This window comes from uncultured Slackia sp. (genome assembly GCF_934630525.1).
Classification (GTDB): Bacteria; Actinomycetota; Coriobacteriia; order Coriobacteriales; family Eggerthellaceae; genus Slackia.
The window spans coordinates 1-17,238 of record NZ_CAKTVX010000002.1 but is presented as its reverse complement, the minus strand read 5'-3'; the positions used below and the strand labels follow the sequence as shown (position 1 = coordinate 17,238).

The 17,238-nt window shown below is 59.8% G+C and carries 17 protein-coding genes; 13 read left to right on the top strand and 4 right to left on the bottom strand.

All coding sequences use genetic code 11. The annotated features are described in order from the left end of the window. Positions 1 to 28: 28 nt before the first annotated feature. The 5 genes from Q0D41_RS02105 to guaA all read left to right on the top strand — a co-directional run bounded on the left by Q0D41_RS02105 (position 29) and on the right by guaA (position 6,747). Positions 29 to 1,441, top strand: a complete 1,413-nt coding sequence (locus tag Q0D41_RS02105; protein ID WP_294374534.1) for a Na+/H+ antiporter NhaC family protein — start codon at positions 29 to 31, stop codon at positions 1,439 to 1,441. 300 nt (positions 1,442 to 1,741) lie between these two features. Next, positions 1,742 to 2,503, top strand: a complete 762-nt coding sequence (locus Q0D41_RS02100) for a hypothetical protein (protein WP_294374531.1) — start codon at positions 1,742 to 1,744, stop codon at positions 2,501 to 2,503. Between the two features lie 113 nt (positions 2,504 to 2,616). Continuing rightward, positions 2,617 to 3,462, top strand: a complete 846-nt coding sequence (locus Q0D41_RS02095; RefSeq protein ID WP_294374527.1) for a uracil-DNA glycosylase — start codon at positions 2,617 to 2,619, stop codon at positions 3,460 to 3,462. 225 nt (positions 3,463 to 3,687) lie between these two features. Continuing rightward, the gene (locus tag Q0D41_RS02090; RefSeq protein ID WP_294374524.1) at positions 3,688 to 4,983 is read left to right on the top strand and encodes a chloride channel protein; all 1,296 of its coding nucleotides are present in this window, start codon (positions 3,688 to 3,690) and stop codon (positions 4,981 to 4,983) included. 162 nt (positions 4,984 to 5,145) lie between these two features. Then, on the top strand, positions 5,146 to 6,747 hold the full coding sequence (gene guaA, locus Q0D41_RS02085) for a glutamine-hydrolyzing GMP synthase (protein ID WP_294374521.1): 1,602 nt from the start codon (positions 5,146 to 5,148) through the stop codon (positions 6,745 to 6,747). 557 nt (positions 6,748 to 7,304) lie between these two features. On the opposite strand, the gene Q0D41_RS02080 is transcribed toward guaA, so the two are convergent. After that, on the bottom strand, positions 7,305 to 7,718 hold the full coding sequence (locus Q0D41_RS02080) for a helix-turn-helix domain-containing protein (RefSeq protein WP_294374518.1): 414 nt from the start codon (positions 7,716 to 7,718) through the stop codon (positions 7,305 to 7,307). 175 nt (positions 7,719 to 7,893) lie between these two features. Here Q0D41_RS02080 and Q0D41_RS02075 point away from each other — a divergent pair, with 175 nt between their 5' ends. The 5 genes from Q0D41_RS02075 (at position 7,894) to Q0D41_RS02055 (ending at position 10,637) form a co-directional block, all read left to right on the top strand. Next, on the top strand, positions 7,894 to 8,073 hold the full coding sequence (locus tag Q0D41_RS02075; RefSeq protein ID WP_294374516.1) for a hypothetical protein: 180 nt from the start codon (positions 7,894 to 7,896) through the stop codon (positions 8,071 to 8,073). Continuing rightward, entirely contained in the window at positions 8,060 to 9,133 is a 1,074-nt protein-coding gene (locus Q0D41_RS02070; protein WP_294374513.1) for a site-specific integrase, read from the top strand. The genes Q0D41_RS02075 and Q0D41_RS02070 overlap by 14 nt, the downstream gene beginning before the upstream one ends. A 1-nt stretch (position 9,134) precedes the next feature. Further along, entirely contained in the window at positions 9,135 to 9,515 is a 381-nt protein-coding gene (locus Q0D41_RS02065) for a plasmid mobilization protein (protein WP_294374511.1), read from the top strand. Positions 9,516 to 9,670: 155 nt separating this feature from the next. Further along, entirely contained in the window at positions 9,671 to 10,288 is a 618-nt protein-coding gene (locus tag Q0D41_RS02060; RefSeq protein ID WP_294374508.1) for a DUF6088 family protein, read from the top strand. Further along, a complete protein-coding gene (locus Q0D41_RS02055) occupies positions 10,272 to 10,637 on the top strand; it encodes a nucleotidyl transferase AbiEii/AbiGii toxin family protein (protein WP_294374505.1) in 366 nt (121 codons plus the stop codon). The genes Q0D41_RS02060 and Q0D41_RS02055 overlap by 17 nt, the downstream gene beginning before the upstream one ends. On the opposite strand, the gene Q0D41_RS02050 is transcribed toward Q0D41_RS02055, so the two are convergent. Both Q0D41_RS02050 and Q0D41_RS02045 read right to left on the bottom strand, forming a co-directional pair. Further along, a complete protein-coding gene (locus Q0D41_RS02050; RefSeq protein ID WP_294374502.1) occupies positions 10,634 to 11,755 on the bottom strand; it encodes a hypothetical protein in 1,122 nt (373 codons plus the stop codon). The genes Q0D41_RS02055 and Q0D41_RS02050 overlap by 4 nt on opposite strands. Positions 11,756 to 11,954: 199 nt before the next feature. Continuing rightward, the gene (locus tag Q0D41_RS02045; protein ID WP_294374499.1) at positions 11,955 to 12,536 is read right to left on the bottom strand and encodes a hypothetical protein; all 582 of its coding nucleotides are present in this window, start codon (positions 12,534 to 12,536) and stop codon (positions 11,955 to 11,957) included. A 140-nt stretch (positions 12,537 to 12,676) separates the two neighbouring features. Between Q0D41_RS02045 and Q0D41_RS02040 the strand changes: the two genes are divergently transcribed. The 3 genes from Q0D41_RS02040 to Q0D41_RS02030 all read left to right on the top strand — a co-directional run bounded on the left by Q0D41_RS02040 (position 12,677) and on the right by Q0D41_RS02030 (position 16,315). After that, entirely contained in the window at positions 12,677 to 13,816 is a 1,140-nt protein-coding gene (locus Q0D41_RS02040) for an NAD(P)/FAD-dependent oxidoreductase (RefSeq protein WP_294374497.1), read from the top strand. Positions 13,817 to 13,825: 9 nt separating this feature from the next. After that, the gene (locus tag Q0D41_RS02035) at positions 13,826 to 14,677 is read left to right on the top strand and encodes a hypothetical protein (protein ID WP_294374493.1); all 852 of its coding nucleotides are present in this window, start codon (positions 13,826 to 13,828) and stop codon (positions 14,675 to 14,677) included. A gap of 162 nt (positions 14,678 to 14,839) precedes the next feature. Beyond that, a complete protein-coding gene (locus tag Q0D41_RS02030; RefSeq protein WP_294374490.1) occupies positions 14,840 to 16,315 on the top strand; it encodes a 4Fe-4S binding protein in 1,476 nt (491 codons plus the stop codon). A 730-nt stretch (positions 16,316 to 17,045) separates the two neighbouring features. On the opposite strand, the gene Q0D41_RS02025 is transcribed toward Q0D41_RS02030, so the two are convergent. Beyond that, positions 17,046 to 17,238, bottom strand: a 193-nt coding sequence (locus Q0D41_RS02025) for a hypothetical protein (protein WP_294374487.1), incomplete at its 5' end; no start/stop codon positions are given.

Here is a 17,238-nt window from a genome sequence, read left to right as displayed (position 1 = left end):
CCAACCATCAATACATAGAAGGAAAACAGTGGATGGTGGCAATCTAGGAATCATCACGTTGATTCCCATGCTGAGCTTCTTCGTGTTCGCGTTCATCACGCGCCGATGCGTTTTCAGCATTCTGCTTTCGGGCATTTTGGGCTTCTTGTTCTACTACGGGGCCGACTTCTTCGAACCCACGGTCCAGGGCCTGCTCGACGCGGCGTGCGATGCCGACAACAACTATATCGTGATTATTTGCCTGTTGTTCGGGTGCTTCGTACAGTTGCTGCGTCAAAGCAACGGTGCTACGGCTATGGCGAACTGGGCGCGCAAATACGTGAAAAGCGAGCGTCAGGTGCTTTTTCTTACCTGGCTGTGCGGCGTGATCATCTTCATCGATGATTACCTGTCCATTTTGGTTACGGCGAATACCATCATGCCAATTGCCGACGAGAAGAAAACGCCGCGCGAGATGCTGTGCTACATCATCAACACCACGTCTGCGCCCGTGTGTTTGATTATTCCCATTTCTGCGTGGGTCGTGTTTTTCAGCGGCATCTTTGCCGAGCAGCCTGAAGCTGCCGTGCTGGGCGATTCGGCAATGGGCATTTATTATTCCATCATGCCGTATTTCTTCTACCCGTTTTTGTGCGTGCTGTTCGTGCTGCTCGTGATTTTCGGCATAGTGCCGAAAATGGGCGGTATCAAGAAGGCATACGAGCGTGTTGAGAAAACCGGCAAGCTGTGGCCCGATTCCTCCGACGTGATGAACCAGGATGAAATGGGCGAGGTGCTTGGCGCCATTAGCGACGGCTCCGCGAAAGACGAGAAGGAGGCGACGCCGCATTTGTGGGCGTTCCTCGTGCCGATGGCTGTGGTTATTGCGGTGACTATCGCTATGGACGACATTCTGTACGGCGTGATTTGCGCCATCGTGGTGTGCTTTGTGCTGTATGTGCCTACGAAGATCATGAGCCTGGGCAAGTTCTGTGACGCGTGCTACAAGGGCCTTGAGGACATGCTGTTCATCGCCGCCGTGCTCATTGCGTCGTTGTTCTTCCGCAATGCCATCAATCTTATTGGCCTGCCCGACTACCTTATTTCGGTTGCTACGCCGTTTATGAGCGCCGCGTGGTTGCCTGTGATTACGTTTGTGCTGGTCGGCTTGGTGTGCTTCGCCACCGCGAATATTTGGAGCATTCCCGCCGTGTGCACGCCGATTATTCTGCCGCTGGCTGCGGCGTGCGGCGCGTCCATTCCGCTGACGCTTGGTGCGATTATTTCTGCGGCATGCTTCGGCGCGCAGGCGTGCTTCTATTCCGATGTCACGCTTATGAGTGCGTCGGCGTGCAAAATCAACAACGTCGATTATGCTGTGGCGCAGCTGCCTTACATTGGCATTGTCGCCGGTGTGACCTGCGTGCTGTTCCTGGGTGCGGGCTTCGTTATGGCTGTTTAAACGTTTTTTTGAATCGTGTGGCGCGGAAGTGGCCGCACCGCTCGATCGTGTTTCGAATCAGCGCGTCATCGCGCACACGTTGGCGCCTTTCATTTCGGCGCGTCATCGCGTCGCGCATCAAGGTACGTTTGGCGTCGTGTATCAAGGGGCGTCACGGCGTTGTGTTTCAAGGGGTGCCCCATGCGGGTGCTCCTTGTTTTGTGCGGGCGTACGCTATACGGCTTATATGTGTTGTAAATGGTAGCAATTGCGCCGTGAGCGGCTATACTGAATCGCCGTACCTCTGAAGAAGGGAAGCCTATGCTGCCATATATCCCAGACGTTGTTCCGAATATTGTTATTGCGCTCGTGATTGTCACCGCTTTCGTGGTGGCTTTCGCTCCGGCGTTGCGCAAATGCCCCGTTGTGTTTTACGCGGTGTGGGTCGCCGCCTGCATGGCCACATTCGTCGACATCGTCCGTTGGATTCCGTGGCTCTATTATGTGGTGCAGATTTTCGCGAGCTGCTATACGGGCGTGGCATTTTATGTGCTCGTGATGTTCGCGGGTGCGCTCCCGAAGAAGTGGTGGTTTACCAAGCGGCTGCTTTCCGTTCGCACCGAGATGTCGATTATCGGCGGCTTCATCATTTTTGCGCATGTCATTCAGGTGATCGTAATGGTGCCGCTTTCGTTTACTCCGATTTGGGATAAAGCCTGGGGCGACGGCGCCACGTCCGTCATCATGTTCATCGCGGCGAGCGTTGTGGGCGTGCCGCTCACGGTGTGCTTCTTCGTGCCTTGGATTACCTCGTTTCGCACGGTGCGCGGCATTATGGAGCACTCGACGTGGAAAAAGGTGCAAAAGCTCGCGTATCCGTTTATGGCGCTTTTGGTGGCCCAAGGCATTCTGCTTTCGGTCGGCCATGCCGTGTATGCGCAACCGGGCGGCGATGGGTTTGCGGGCTACGTGGTGAACGCGTTGACGTATGCCGCGATTGGGACAGCCTATGTGGCGCTGAAGCTGCGCCGGCGAGCCGAGAAGCGAGCCAAAATGGAAGCGCGCAATGACGCCTCGGAATAGCTCTCCAAGAGCACTCTTTCGCCCGTTGGGGCTTTCGTGTGGGCGTGTCATCGTTATTGCGTCTCGGTTTCGATACAATGCGTTTCGTTTGCAAACAAGCTGAAGGGTCGCATGTGAAAAGCAAGGATGGAATCGACGGATGGCGTTCGGTGTTGCCGAGCGAAGTTGTGCAGAAGTCGGAAGAGTTACTCGCGCGTGTTGAAGAAATGCGCGCTGAACAGGTGATTTATCCACCACAAGGCGATATTCTGAACGCGCTTGCGTCTTGTGCCCCGAGCGATGTTCGCGTGGTGATTTTGGGTCAGGACCCTTACCATGGGCCCAATCAGGCAATGGGCCTCTCGTTTTCCGTGCCCGTCGGCGAAAAACTGCCGCCGAGCTTGCGCAACATATATAAAGAGATGGCCGCCGATTTGGGGTGCGATATGCCGAAATCGGGCGACCTCACGCCATGGGCGAAACAAGGTGTGCTGCTGCTGAACACCACGCTCACCGTTCGAGAGCATGCGGCGGCCAGCCATGCCAAACTCGGCTGGGACGTGCTTACGAGCCACGTGGTGAAGGCATGTTTCGAAATGCCCCAGCCCATTGTATTTTTCGCGTGGGGGCGCCATGCTCAGCAGCTTATAGAAAAGGCAGCTGTTTCGGCTGGTGCGAATCGCGATTTCGCGGAGGAAGCCGCGCTGCGTGCTTCGAGCGACGTTTTGGATGCCTTCCCGTTGCGCGAGGGCTGCTCGTCTTGCGAGGGTTCTGACGATGGAAATAGCTCGGCGTTGTGCGGCTTGTCTGTTTTTGGCACTGACAAGTTCGTGCTCGCGTCCACGCACCCTTCGCCGCTTTCCGCATCGCGAGCTGCGGGTGGGATGCCTGCGTTTATAGGATCGCATCCTTTCTCGAAGGCAAACGCTTTGCTGCTTGGGGCAGGGGAGACGCCTCCCGATTGGCAGATTCTTTCGTAACGCTGCGGGCTTGCGCACGTGCGGCTTTCGCCAGTGTGTGGGCGGGTTGTATTGCAACATGCCCGCGCGCATTCTTTATGTATCTCATTTTGCGGCGACTGCATGTGGGACAAGGGGCTGTTTTGGCTTTTGAACGAGCATGGCGTCACGCCGCATATAAAAGCGTATATGCATATCGGAGCATGATTCGTGCGATGCGCCTTGGATGAATGGAAAGGGATCGAAGTGGCAAACCTGGTGAAGCCTGCGAACCGCGTGCTCTTTGTGGCGTGCGTAGTGCTGACGGGGGCGCTTGCGGGCGCTTTCGTCTGGGCGTTCTTCTTTTTGATGGATGCCGGGCTCGGCTTGTTGTGGAACGATGGCCGTCTCGCGCTTTCTGGTTGGCTCGATAACGTTGCGCCAGGGCTTTCTCGCGGTCCCTTTGGCGTGGCGTTGTTTCCTTTCCTTATTTGCATGCTCGGCGGTGTGGTAATTGGGCTCTATGAAAAGAAGACCGGCATTGCCACCGAAGACCTCCCTGACGTTATGGCCAAGGTAAAAAGCACCGGTCGATATGAATATGATCACTTGGGCAAATTGTCCATCGCCGCGCTTTTGCCGCTGCTGTTTGGTGGCAGCGTGGGTCCCGAAGCTGGTTTGACTGGGGTGATAGCAGGGTTGTGCACCTGGGTGGGCGACCGCATGAGGCGCTTCGGCTCGGATTTTCGCGAGTTAACGGTTCTGGGTTGTCAAGCGGCGCTCACGGCGCTGTTCACAGCTCCTTTGTATGGCTTCGCCGCGCCCCTTTCGAGCGATGGGAAGCATGGCGATAGCGATGCTGAGGCCGTGACGATTGAGCTGCCGAAAGCGCAGAAGGCGTTTGTGTACGCGTGCGCTATCGTGGGTGCGCTCGGCGCATTTCTTGGCTTGGGTGCGCTTTTTGGCGGAGGCATGGGCATGCCTCGTTTCGAAGCGGCTGTCGTTGGCGGGGCGGAGCTTACGTGGTTCATTCCCCTTGTGATAGCGGGCGTCGCGTGCGGATGGGCCTTTCGTGCGAGCGACAAAGCGAGCGCTGCGGTGTCTTGCTCGATGGGCGATCGCCCCGTGGCTAAGGCGCTGCTCGCGGGGCTCATGCTTTCTGTATGCGGAACGATTCTGCCGTTTTCCCTGTTCGCCGGTGAATCGCAGACGCAGATGGTCATGGGGTCTTATGCGACGCTCGGGGCCGCGGCGCTCATCGCGACGGCGTTTGTGAAGGCGGCGCTCACGCCGGCGTGCATCAATTTCGGCTGGCGCGGCGGGCATTTCTTCCCCGTTATTTTCTCGGGGGTGTGTTTGGGCTATGGCTTCGCGCTCATCGCGGGCGTCGATGCGGTTTTCTGCGTGGCGGTATGCATTGCGTCGCTTATGGGCGCGGTTATGCGGCAGCCCGTGATGGTTGTGCTGCTGCTGTTCATGTGCTTTCCGCCGTCTGGCGTTGTTTGCATGCTCGCTGCGGCCGCAATTGGCTCGGCGATTCCTCTTCCTCGAGTTTTGCAGTAAGTTCGCGCGTTTTGTCGTGTGGGCATTGCGCGTTTGAGGATGCGTTCGCGCGCGTGTGCGATGTTTCGTGTAAGATAGCCAGTTAGACATGTAAAAACGCGTTGCGGAAAGGTCGCTGGCCTGTGCCGCGCGCGGTTGACAGATCACACGAAGGAGCAAGCCGTGACCCAGGCAACGTCTTCTAGCCAGAAAGTTCTCGTATTCGATTTCGGCGCCCAGTACGGGCAGCTTATCGCTCGCCGCGTGCGCGATTTGAACGTGTATTCCGAAATCGTGCCGTGCGACATCACGGCCGACGAGGTTCGCGAAATGGCGCCTTCCGCCATTATTCTTTCGGGCGGCCCCGCGTCTGTGAACGCTGAGGATGCACCGCGCGTCGATCCTGCGATTTACGAGCTTGGCGTGCCTGTGCTCGGTTTTTGCTATGGCCACCAGATTACTGCCGTGACGCTTGGCGGCAGCGTTTTCCATCCCGAGGTGGGCGAGTATGGCGCGGCTGAGCTGCACGTAAGCGGCGGTGCTCTTTTCGAGGGCACTCCCGCCGACCAAACCGTGTGGATGAGCCACTTCGACGCTGTGAACGATGTGCCCGAGGGCTTTACCGTTGTCGCGTCGACCGACGTGTGCCCCGTGGCCGCGATGGAGAACGCGGAAAAGAAGATTTTCACCACGCAGTTCCACCCCGAGGTGAAGCACACCGAGTATGGCCAGCAGATTCTTTCGAACTTCCTGTTCAATATTTGCGGTCTTGAGAAGAACTGGACCATGGATAACCTGGTCGAGAGCATGACGGCCGATTTCCGCGAGACGGTGGGCGAGGATCGCGTTATTCTGGCGCTTTCCGGCGGCGTTGACTCTTCCGTGGTTGCCGCTCTTGGCGCGCGCGCCATCGGTAAGCAGATGACCTGCGTGTTCATTAACCATGGCCTGCTGCGCAAGGGTGAGCCCGAGCAGGTTGAAGAAGTTTTCACCAAGCAATTCGACGTCGATTTTATTCATGTGCATGCCGAAGACCGCTATGCCGAGCTTTTGGCTGGCGTTGTTGAGCCTGAGGAGAAGCGTCGCATTATTGGTACGCAGTTCTGGAAAGAATTCTTCGCTGTGGCTCAGCAGCTCGAGACCGATGGCAAGCCGGTCAAGTACCTGGCGCAGGGCACCATTTATCCTGACATTATCGAGTCGGGCGCACGCAAGACGGGCGGCAAGACGGCCACCATCAAGAGTCATCACAACCTGATCCCGTTCCCCGAGGGCGTGCACTTCGACCTCATCGAGCCGCTCGACCACTTCTTTAAGGACGAGGTCCGCGCGCTTGGTCTGGCGCTCGGCCTGCCGGGTCACATCGTGTTCCGTCAGCCCTTCCCGGGCCCGGGTCTGGCCATCCGCATCATCGGCGCGGTCGACAAGGAAAAGCTCGAGATTCTGAAGAACGCTGACGCGATTGTGCGCGAAGAGCTCGATGCGTATAACCAGCGTTTGTTCGAAGAGACGGGCGACCGCAATTCCGAGCATAGCTGCTGGCAGTACTTCGCCGTGCTGCCCGACATTAAGTCGGTTGGCGTTATGGGCGACGAGCGTACGTATCAGCGACCCGTTATTTTGCGTGCTGTTGAGTCGAGCGACGCCATGACCGCCGATTGGGCCAAGTTGCCTTACGATGTGCTGGCCAAAATTTCCGGCCGCATCGTGGCCGAGGTCCCTGGCGCCAACCGCGTGTGCTACGACATCACGTCCAAGCCGCCCGCGACGATTGAGTGGGAATAGCAGGAACTGGCTTCTGAACTCGCATTTTGGTGCTGCCGAGTACCGCCTGGTACTGTTTCGGCATCGCCGCAGGACAAAGCCACCAGCGAAATAGTGGGAATAACGGCCTCCGAATCCTCTGGTTTGGAGGCTTTCTTTTTGCATTCCTACCTGGGAAAACGTCACAATTATTCCCGCATGCCCCTACTGGGCGGCACGGCGGAGTACTCGGCGGTACGGGAATAATGGGGTCCTGCGGGAATAATTCACAATTCGGATCCCCCGAGGGGCGATTCCGCGCGGCCGAAACTAAGTTGAAACTGCGAGGCGGATTCAAGCCCTCGTCAATTGCATTTACCCAGGTCAACAAACGGGAATAATAAAACGCGAAAATCGGTTTCCGCAGTTTCGACAACCCCGAATGCCGCCGAATAACGCCGTGTATCCTGCTGTATTTTAGCGCGCAATTATTCCTCGAACGGGGCTTCTGCGTCGCCGATTTCATACGGGAATAATGGAACAGCCTCCGGAGAACCGGAGGCTGTTCGCAAGGAAGTATCAATTCACCTGGGAAGATGTCAGAAAGAGGCCTTCCAGCCGGCGTAAGCGTCCTCGTCGACTTCGCCGCGCTCTAGCTCTGCGCGCTTTTCCGCCCAGGATTTGATCGACTGCGCGAGCTTGGGGGCATGCGGCGCCTTGGGGTCGACCGTCAGGCCCATGCCGTCCTCGCTGGGCACGAGGCCGTAGCCCCCCTCCAACTGCAGCAGCAGGGCCATGAGGTCTTGCGACGTCTCGACGCCGTAGTCCTTGAGCGCGCCCTCGGAGACCCCGAGCGCCTTCGCGATCTTCTCGAGCAGCTCCGGCTTAACAGCGCGGATGCCGCTCTCGTAGTGCCTGATCGCGCCCTCGGTGAGCCCCACGGCATCGGCGAGCTGGGCCTGCGTCAGGCCCTTCGCCTTGCGATGCCGCCGAATGTTGTCGCCTGTCGCCATGTGCCCTCCTATAGATTTCGTCGGCGACCATTCTATCAGCGTACGGGTTTGTACGCAATTCTATTGACAGCACAGATTCGTACGATTATTCTCTGGAATATCAACGTACGGATATGTACGGATAGACAGGAGGTTCAAGATGGAACAACCGGTTGCGAGGACGCCGAGGCCGAGCATGCTCACCGCAGACGAGGTGGCGGAGCGCCTGAAGATCAAGAAAGGCAGCGCCTACGAGGTCATCCGCCAGATGAACAAGGAGCAGGAGGCCCTCGGGCGCGTGGTGATCCGCGGGCGCGTCCGCAGCGACCTGTTCGAGTCCCGCTACTTCCCGGAGGTGAACGATGCCAGCCTATAAGGACAAGAAGACGGGCCTCTTCTACGTGCAGTTCTACTACCGCGACGTACGCGGGGCCAAGCGGCACAAGACGAAGAAGGGTTTCCAGACCGAGCTCGAGGCGCTCCTGTGGGAGAAGAACTTCAAGGCCCTCAAGGACGACGCCATGGACATGACCTTCGCCGACTTCTGCAAGGTCTACGAGGCGGAGGTGAGGCCGAGGGTCCGCGAGCACACCTGGCTCACCAAGGAGAACATCATCCAGAGCAAGCTGCTACCGTTCTTCGGCGACATGCGCATGTGCGACATTCGGCCCGTCGACATCGTCAGGTGGCAGAACTCCCTCACGGGGTCCACAAGGGCGGACGGAGACGGCTTCAAGCCCACTTACCTGAGGATCATCAACAACCAGCTCAACGCCATCTTCAACCACGCCGAGCGCTACTACAACCTGGAGAAGAACCCCGTCCACAAGGTGGACAAGATGGGCAGCAAGGAAGCCGGCGAGATGCAGTTCTGGACCAAGGACGAGTACCTCCGCTTCTCAGACGCAATCTCCGACAAACCGCTCGCCTTCTACGCGTTCGAGGTGCTCTACTGGATGGGCATACGCTGCGGCGAGCTCATGGCGCTCACGCCCTCGGACTTCCTGCTGGAGACGTCGGAGCTGCGCATAAACAAGTCCTACCAGCGGCTGCGCGGCGAGGACGTGGTCACGAAGCCGAAGACGCGCAAGTCGGTGCGCACGATCAAGATGCCCGCGTTCCTCCGCGACGAGATGGCGGAGTTCATCGAGATGCGCGACGACGTGGCGCCCGACGAGCGGCTCTTCGGCTTCACGAAGCACTTCCTCGTGCACGAGATGGACCGCGGCTGCAAGGCGTCGGGCGTCAAGCGGATACGCATCCACGACCTTCGCCACAGCCACGTGAGCCTGCTCATCAACATGGGCTTCTCCGCCCTCGACATCGCCGAGCGCGTGGGACACGAGGCTATCGACATCACGTACCGCTACGCGCACCTTTTCCCCGCCAAGCGCGCGCAGATCGCCGACGCGCTCTCCGAGCTGAGGGGCGAATAGTATGCCGTGCGAGAACAGCGCCCGCAAGCGCAGCAAGACGATGGCGTTCCGCTGCACCCCGGAGGAGTACGAGCTGATCGCCAACATGGCCGCCTGGAGCGGCATGAGCAGGCAGGACTACATCATGGCGAGGCTGACCGGGACCGAGATAACGGTAAGGCCGTCGTCGCGGGTGCAGCGGGCGCTGCGCGACTCCATGAAGGGCCTGGCGGAGCGGCTCCTCGCCGTGTGCGACGCCGACGAGCTCGACGGGGACCTCCAAAGGCAGCTCGCCCTGGTCATGGAGATATTCAACGGGCTCGGCGAGGCCTCGCCATCGGGAAAGCGCTCAGCGCGCGAGAAAGGGCCCAGCGACGACCTCTTCGGGATGTCGCGGCGCTGATCCCAGGCCGCGATTGCAAGGCGCAACCGCTTCCGGGCGCACGCGCGCGTGCCGGCGCGGCGAGGGATCGCAGGCGCGATGCGTGGGCGACCAAGGCGATCAGAGGCAATTTGATGAAAAAGGTATATACTATTTTCATCAAAAAGGAGGAATGTATGACAGAGGCAGAGGCCATCGCTAAGCGCATAGAGAGCTTCGGCGCCGGCAGGGCCTTCACGGCCGCCGACTTCTCCGACGTCGCAGGCCGACGCAATGCCGCCAACGCGCTCGGGCGCTTGCATGCAAAGGGAGGGGTCGCCCGCGCCATCCGCGGCGTCTACTACGTGCCGGAGCGCAGCGCGCTCATGGGCACCGAGGTGCCGTCCAGCGCCGACGAGGTCGTGCGCGCCGTCGCCCGCGCCAACAAGTGGATCGTCGCACCGTCCGGCGACGCGGCGCTCAATGCGCTGGGCCTCGACACGCAGGTGCCCGCAAAGCTCGTCTACGTCAGCAGCGGCCCGTACAAGCGCTACGAGTACGGGCCGTACGATATCGAGCTCCGGCACCGCGCCAACCGCGACCTGCTCGACTGCTCGCAGATCACCTGCACCATCGTGCAGGCCCTCAAGGCGCTCGGACGCGAGAACGTGGGCGACGAGGAGATCGGAACGCTCGCGCGCAACCTCACGGAAGAGCAGGCCGGCGCGTTCCTGAAAGAGTCGGCGGGGCTCACCTCCTGGGTCGCCGACGCCGCGAAGAAGATATGGGAGGCGAAGCATGGACAGAATCGCTAGGGCCTCGACCGGCGAGCGCAGACTGGTCTTCGAGGCCGCCGCGCAGAGGATGGCGCTTGCGCCGGCCGTCATCGAGAAGGACTTCTGGGTGTGCTACACCCTGGACCACCTTTTCCACAGAAGCGGCTTCGCCGAGTCCATGGTGTTCAAAGGCGGTACGAGCCTGTCGAAGGCCTTCGGGCTCATCGAGCGCTTCTCGGAGGACATCGACCTCATACTCGATTGGCGACTCCTGGGCTACGGCGAGAACGAACCGTGGGAGCCGCGCAGCAACTCGGCGCAGGAGCGGTTCAAGGCCGACAGCATCGAGTGCACGAACGCCTTCCTCGTAAACGCGTGCTCCCGTTAGTTGCTCAAGGGGTAGGTGACGCCTTCGATGGTGGCCAGCTTGTTGCTGCCCATGAAGTACTGCTCCCACAGGCCTTCCCGCGTCACGGTGTCGGTCTTGCCGTTCCGCTTCACGGTCACGGTGACGTCTCCCATAACCCGCATGTACGTGGGGTTCATGCGCGCCAGCTTCGCCAGGAAGCGCTTGGCCGGCGACACCACCTCCAGAAGGCTGCGCGGCATGATGTCGCGCTTGCGGACGAATTTCACCACATACTCCTCGTCAGGGCTGACGGTCTGTGTGTACACCAGCACGTCGTCCATGAACTTCTTTGTGAAGGAGTTGATGTGAGTCTCGAAACGTTCGATTTTCACCGAGGACGAGTCGTCGTTCAGGATCTTGCCGTCCTTGGCAATCATGAACACCGGCAGGCTCTTGTAGCCGTACTTCTTCTCTGCGACGTTCTGTACGGCGATGACAGTGTAGTCTCCCACCTGGGCGCGGCCCCAGTACCAATGGTTGAGCATGTTCTGGATGCCCGTGTAGCCCCAGTTGTGGTCGTGGTAGCCCTTGCCGGTAAGCTTGCGCTCAACGCCGTCCACCACAAGCCTGCCTTCGATGCGTGCAGTCGGGCAGGGCACGAACCATCCGTACTCGATCTCGCGCGAACCTTCGCCGAACAGCCAGATGCCGCAGTCAGGGCGCCACATGGGCATGGTGGGGGTCATGGTCACGTCGTACTGGATGGAGCCGTCGTCGTAGTGCAGCTGGTACGTGCCGTCCACGTAGCGGATGGTGTTGCCTTCGATGTTCACATCGCACGCGGCGCCCGACTTCTTCAGCGGAACGCCCTTGGGGCCCTGCATCCTGTGGTTGATGCGGGTGCCGTCTTTCTCGGTGATCTCGATGTCCACCGTGGGCCACGCAGGGCCTTCGACGTCGAAGTAGTTCTTCGTGAACCAGATGGCCACTACCGTGGTTCCATCGTCGTAGTTGGCGTCGGTGTACCACCATTCGAACGACCCCTTGCCGCCCGGCGAGCGCATGTCGTCCTCGAAAGGCTGCGGATTTCCCTTAGCTATGCCGAATCTCTTGTAGTCTGCATCGGTCGTGCAAAGTCGAGCTGGTTCAGTTCGCATCTTACGTCCTCCTGTTTCAGTATGTTTCGAGTCATACAAAACAGTAAGGAAGATGCGGTCTCGTTCCAACAGACAGGGCGAGCGGGCTTTCTAGCCTGCGTGGACAATTCACGGGCGAATATCTACTTTGCAAGCTGGAACCGCGCGGGCGCGTCGGCCGGAGCTTGCCGACGTGTCTGTCGGGGCGGCGGACGCTTGCCTAGCGAATCTCCCTCGGCCTTGGGTGCATCGCAGGCGGCTCGGCATTGCCGTGCTGCATCTGGCGGATGAACGCCGGCGTGGCATCGTGCTGCACGCGTACCAGCACGTCAATCGGCCAGGACATCTGTTGCCGGCACCATTCCAGGAACGTGTCCACAACGCCTATCACCAGCTGCTCGATAGCAACGCTCCGGTAGATTTGCTCCTCGGGGCTTAGGTCGTCGGTCACGAACGTACGGTGCAGAATCTCGCGGTAATGCTCGATGAAGGTGTCGCGGAAATTGTTCTGCCCGGCATGCTGGGGCAGCTGGCAGAAGAAGCCTTTGTGCTCGTAGGCGTAGTAATAGGCCTCGCGTACGGTTTCGACGTAGTAAGCGGGGCGCCAGAACTCCTCCATGAAGTTGATGGGGATGTAGCTTACCAGGCCGTTGATGTCTTCGAAATGGTTATAGAAGGTCTGGCGCGCCGTGTGGGCCTCTGCAATAAGCGAAGTCACGGTGATGTCCGACAGCTTCTGCGTATCGCACATGCGTAAAAACGTGTCGACGAAACGTTGCTTCGTATAGTCGCCGCGGACCATGCAACCACCTCTCTGGGAACGGATGAACCGGCGAAGAAATATTCGCAAGAATACATGGTAGACGATACGGGGTCCAATGTACAAACACGCATTTCAGCCCAATTACAATGTTCGTCGAATTCTTAGAGAAGGAGATTCGAATGGACGCGAAAACCATTGTCGTAGGCGGCGGCATGGCAGGCATGAGCTGCGCGAAACGCCTGAGGGAAAACGGTCAGGACGTTTTGCTGGTAACGGAGCACCTGGGCGGGCGGGTGTACTACGACCCGAAGCTGAAGAGCAACTTCGGGGCGGTGTTCTGCATGGCCAACTACAAGCACAGCCTGGAGATTCTTGACGACAACGGCCCCTTGCCCGTTTCGCTGGGCGACTTGATGCTGCATACCTCTCCCCAGAAGGAATTCAAAGTGCTAAGCCCCACGTTCCTTGGCGGCGTTCCGCAGCTTCTGAAGTTCCGCAGCTTCATGAACAAGACCTTCATGCCGGAATACGCCGAATACAAGAAGTATTGCGAGACCCATTCGGTTGCTCAGGCGTTCAAGAAGTACCCGAACATCGAGCGCTATTACCGCATGAAGGCCAGCGACGCGATTGCCGAGCTTGGCATTGCGAAGGCGGCCGACAACTTCATCAACAAGTTCGCCTACGCCTGCACGGGAAGCCGCGTGGACCAGCTGAACGCCCTGGACTTCCTGAACGTGACGCAAGGCGCCGTGGTTGCCCTGCGCGACTTCACGTTTGACGGCGAAAAATTCACGAAGATGCTGGGCGGCCGCGTGAAGACTGCCACGGTGGAGCAGGTGCACCAGACGAAGGGCGTGTGGCACGTGAAAACGGCCGACGGCGAAGATCTGACGTGCGAGAACCTGGTGGTGGCCACCACGGCAACCGTCACCCAGAAGCTGCTTGACATCCCCCAGATCCGCCAGCCAACCGTGCTGGTCAGCTATCTGGTGAAGGCCACGCCCAACGCGGACATCGCGAAATCGGGCGCGCATTACTACGACGACGTGTTCGACGTGATTGCCATCGGCAAGCGTCCCGACGGGCTTTACAACGTGTACACGCGTAAGGAAATCGACCTGGGCGATTTCTTCACGGAATACGACGTGTTGAAATACAAGGTGTGGCCCTGCGCCCTGTACACCTACGGCGACACCGTGCTGAAGCAGGACTGGGCCGACCACTGCTGGATTGCAGGCGACATGAACGGCCTTGGCCTGGAGCCCGCCTGCATCTCCGGCATCTATGCGGCGAACAGAATCCTCGGGTTGGCGTAGGGGGTTGCAATGAAACAAGTGAACTTCCGTGTTCCAGCGACGGCGGCCGATGCCAAGAAGCGCGACGAGTCCCGCGCCCGCGTTTGGCCTGCCACCTGGGCCTGCATCATCTTGGTGGTGGCGATTGTCGCCCTGTGCGCCAACTATTTCGGCGGCATGCCCACGCTTATCGGCGTGATCGTGGTTGCCGTCGTGGGCATCGCGTTCCTTTTGGGCTTCGGCCTGAAGCATGCCTGCGGCAAGGAGGAGGTGCGCCTGTGCGAGGAGGAGCTTCCCGGCCACGACATTTTTGCGAAGAAGGACATCCGCCTGACGGGCGGCCAGTCGTTCGACTTCGACTGCGCGCCCTCCGACCTTTTTCCTTACCTGGCCCAGATGAACCTGACGAAGGCCGGCTTCTACAGCTTCCAGCACCTGGAGCGCCTTTTCGGGTTCCACATTCGCAACGACTACACCATCAGGCCCGAATGGCAGACCATCCAGCCGGGCGATTGGATGTACTACCATCAGAACGGCGCAGGCACGGGCGTGGTGGACGTGAAGCGCAACGAGTACATAACCACCTATTCGGACACGCGCTACAAGCCCACGCAGGATCTGGCCATCGCCTGGTGTCCCAAGTGGATGAACGGGTTCGCCTGGACCTGGAACTTCGTCCTGCAGCCGACGAACGGCGGCGAAGGCACGCATTTCATCAGCTACCTGCAGGCATGGTGGCCTGAGAACACAAGCAAGCTGACGGTTGCCCGCCTTGCGCTGGAATGGGGCCTTCCCTCGAACTTCATGATGCATGGGATGGCCCGCAAGATGGGGCACTTGGCAGAGGCAGACGCCCGCAAGCGTCGCGGGTCGCGTCGGTAAAGCTGGCGGCCACGGATTTACAGCAGGCCGCTGCGCCGGCAGAGCCGGTAGGGCGGCGGTCGCGTAGTGCAGGTTTGCAGCAGACCGCCGTGCTGGCAGGGCCGACGGTCGTGTTGCGCAACTCGGAGGGCTGGGATAACTTCGATTGAAGGGGGATTGACGATGGCAGAAACGAATGCAGCCGTTTCTACGAAAAGCCAGGAAGAAAGCCAGAAGGCTTTCAAGGAGCGTTTGCTGAAGATCATGGGGGCCGACGCCACGGAGGCGTACCTCAAGGCATACGGGTTCGACGAGGGGAATGCGTTCGCCCGCAACTACGATGGCACGCTGCCGGCAGAAGGGGAGGAGCCTGCCTTCTTCACGAACATCGACGAGCAGGGCAACGTCCTGTTTCTTGACGAGGACCGCGCCCTGCGCAAGTCTTCGTTCCCAGGCAAGCGCCCCGTGTATAGGAACAAGCCGAACGGCCTGGGCTTCTTCAATTTCCTGGTCGTGCATACCTCTGCGCGCCAGTGGAATTGGAAGGTGGTCCTGAAGGTGTTCGCCGCCATTCTGAGCGCCTCGAAGGTGCTGAGCAAGCCCGGGACGTTCGGCGACCGCCTGTACCGCAAGGCCATGATGTTTGACCCGCCCGAGAAGTCGTATTCGGCCGGCTTCACGTTCAACCTGAACGTGGACGTGCCCGAAGACGTTCCGGGAACGGCGAAGTACAACGACTTCGTCGTGCATAAGAACCCCCACCATGCTCAGGAAGAGTTCGCGTGCAAGCATATGCAGCTTGAGGCCGAAGGCGCGGACGGCGCTGAGGTCGCGTCGGGCCAGGCTGCAAGCGCATCGGGTCAGGCGGCGGCCGCGGCAGGGGCTGCGGGGACCACGGGCACCCAGGCTGCGTCGGCCGATGCAGCCGACAAGCCCAAGACCATCACGTTGAACAAGGTGGTCAGCAAGAACGTCGCCCACGACATGGCCACTGTCACGCTGCCCATCGACCTGGTGAAGAAGGCCATCGACGAAGCCGAGTTCATCGGCGGCATGAAGGAGTGCCTGTGCCGGGCCGGCGGCGACTGTCAGACGTACCCCCACGACCTGGCCTGCCTGTTCCTGAACCTTGGCGGGCATGTGGTGGTGGACCACGGCATGGCGGTGGAACTGACGAAGGAGGAAGCCTACGAGCGCGTGGACCGCGCCGCTGCCCTGGGCCTTACCTGTCAATCGCTGTGGGTGCAGGTCGAGCAGCTGATTTGGGGCTTCAGGAACGACCAGATGGACTCGTTCCTGGAAATATGCTTCTGCTGCCCCTGCTGCTGCGTGGGCATGAACCTTTCGAAGAACGGGCCGCGCAACATCAAGCGGGGCTTCATGCCAAGCGGTTGGACCGCCACCGTGAACCACGACCTGTGTACGGGTTGCGGCCACTGCACCGATTCCTACTGCCCACAGGACGCCATCCACTTCCGCGAGAGCGACGGCAAGATGGTGGTGAACCAGGAGACCTGCCAGGGCTGCGGCTACTGCCGCGGACGTTGCCCGGAAGGCGCCATCTCCATCAAGCAGACCATGCCCATGAGAGACAGCATCTTGGAGTACTTCCATGAGCAGGTTCAGCTCGACATCGTGCCCGGGGTGTACCGCAAGTAGACGGCACAAGGCGGCTGGCAGCTAGCGGCGGAGGTCTTGTGACGCTAGCTGCGAGGCCTGCGACGGGGCTCCCGCGAGGCCGTAAGCAGGGCCGTCTGCCTAGCTAGCTGCGAAACCCCTCAAGACATCGACGGAACCTTTCGCTAACCGCGCAGCTCCTGCGAGGCCTTCCGAATAACCGATATTGCAAGCGCGACGATGGCAGCAAGGGCCACCGTCGCGGTAAAGAAGAACACCTTCATGTGCTGCATCTCTTTGCTGTTGGTCCTCACTCTTCTCGATATGTAAGCATTAATATATTGCACGATCGGGGGAAAAGAGTCGCCCCCGAATGGATTTGCATCAATTCCTGCCTATTTCGCGTCTTGCCTATCCCGTCTTGTCTATTTCCTGTCAACGCTGCCGTGAAGGACCCCGTTTTCCAGGATGCCCTGTACGAGTGAGGCAAGGTCTTCGGAGAACATGTCTTTCTGGTGCGTCGCCCTTGCTATCGTTTGTTCTTTGCTCGGCTCATAGAGCTCGCCTCCCTTCTTCTTGAAGCTCCTGCGCTGCCCGCACTTCTGTTTGGGACTCTTCGCCGCCGGCGCAGGCCAGATGACGGCGCCGCAGGGGCGCTACTGCATGTGCTGGGCGTTGAGCCGGTGGTCGGCGAGCAGGGGTAGGAACTCCTCGAGCTTCATGTCGAAGGGCCGCCAGAAGCCCGCGAGCCAGAACGGCAGGGCGGCGGCCATCACGGGCAGCGTCGCGCTGGCGACGGGCACCAGCCAAGCCTGACGCTGTTGAGCCCGGCATCGAGGAGGCTCTTCCCAAAAAGCCCCGCAAGCGCGGCGGGAAGACGACCATCGGCTACTCCAAGTTCGAGACCTTGGTAATCGACCATGAGATTCCCGCAGGAGAGCGCGCATGCCCCGAGTGCGGTTGCG

Coding starts and splice junctions, on each gene's coding strand:
- Q0D41_RS02035 (WP_294374493.1), top strand. CDS start 13,826: ATGAAACAAGTGAACTTCCGTGTTCCAGCGACGGCGGCCGATGCCAAG.
- Q0D41_RS02060 (WP_294374508.1), top strand. CDS start 9,671: ATGACAGAGGCAGAGGCCATCGCTAAGCGCATAGAGAGCTTCGGCGCC.
- Q0D41_RS02100 (WP_294374531.1), top strand. CDS start 1,742: ATGCTGCCATATATCCCAGACGTTGTTCCGAATATTGTTATTGCGCTC.
- Q0D41_RS02050 (WP_294374502.1), bottom strand. CDS start 11,755: ATGCGAACTGAACCAGCTCGACTTTGCACGACCGATGCAGACTACAAG.
- Q0D41_RS02055 (WP_294374505.1), top strand. CDS start 10,272: ATGGACAGAATCGCTAGGGCCTCGACCGGCGAGCGCAGACTGGTCTTC.
- Q0D41_RS02065 (WP_294374511.1), top strand. CDS start 9,135: ATGCCGTGCGAGAACAGCGCCCGCAAGCGCAGCAAGACGATGGCGTTC.
- Q0D41_RS02030 (WP_294374490.1), top strand. CDS start 14,840: ATGGCAGAAACGAATGCAGCCGTTTCTACGAAAAGCCAGGAAGAAAGC.
- Q0D41_RS02045 (WP_294374499.1), bottom strand. CDS start 12,536: ATGGTCCGCGGCGACTATACGAAGCAACGTTTCGTCGACACGTTTTTA.
- Q0D41_RS02080 (WP_294374518.1), bottom strand. CDS start 7,718: ATGGCGACAGGCGACAACATTCGGCGGCATCGCAAGGCGAAGGGCCTG.
- Q0D41_RS02075 (WP_294374516.1), top strand. CDS start 7,894: ATGCTCACCGCAGACGAGGTGGCGGAGCGCCTGAAGATCAAGAAAGGC.
- Q0D41_RS02040 (WP_294374497.1), top strand. CDS start 12,677: ATGGACGCGAAAACCATTGTCGTAGGCGGCGGCATGGCAGGCATGAGC.
- Q0D41_RS02070 (WP_294374513.1), top strand. CDS start 8,060: ATGCCAGCCTATAAGGACAAGAAGACGGGCCTCTTCTACGTGCAGTTC.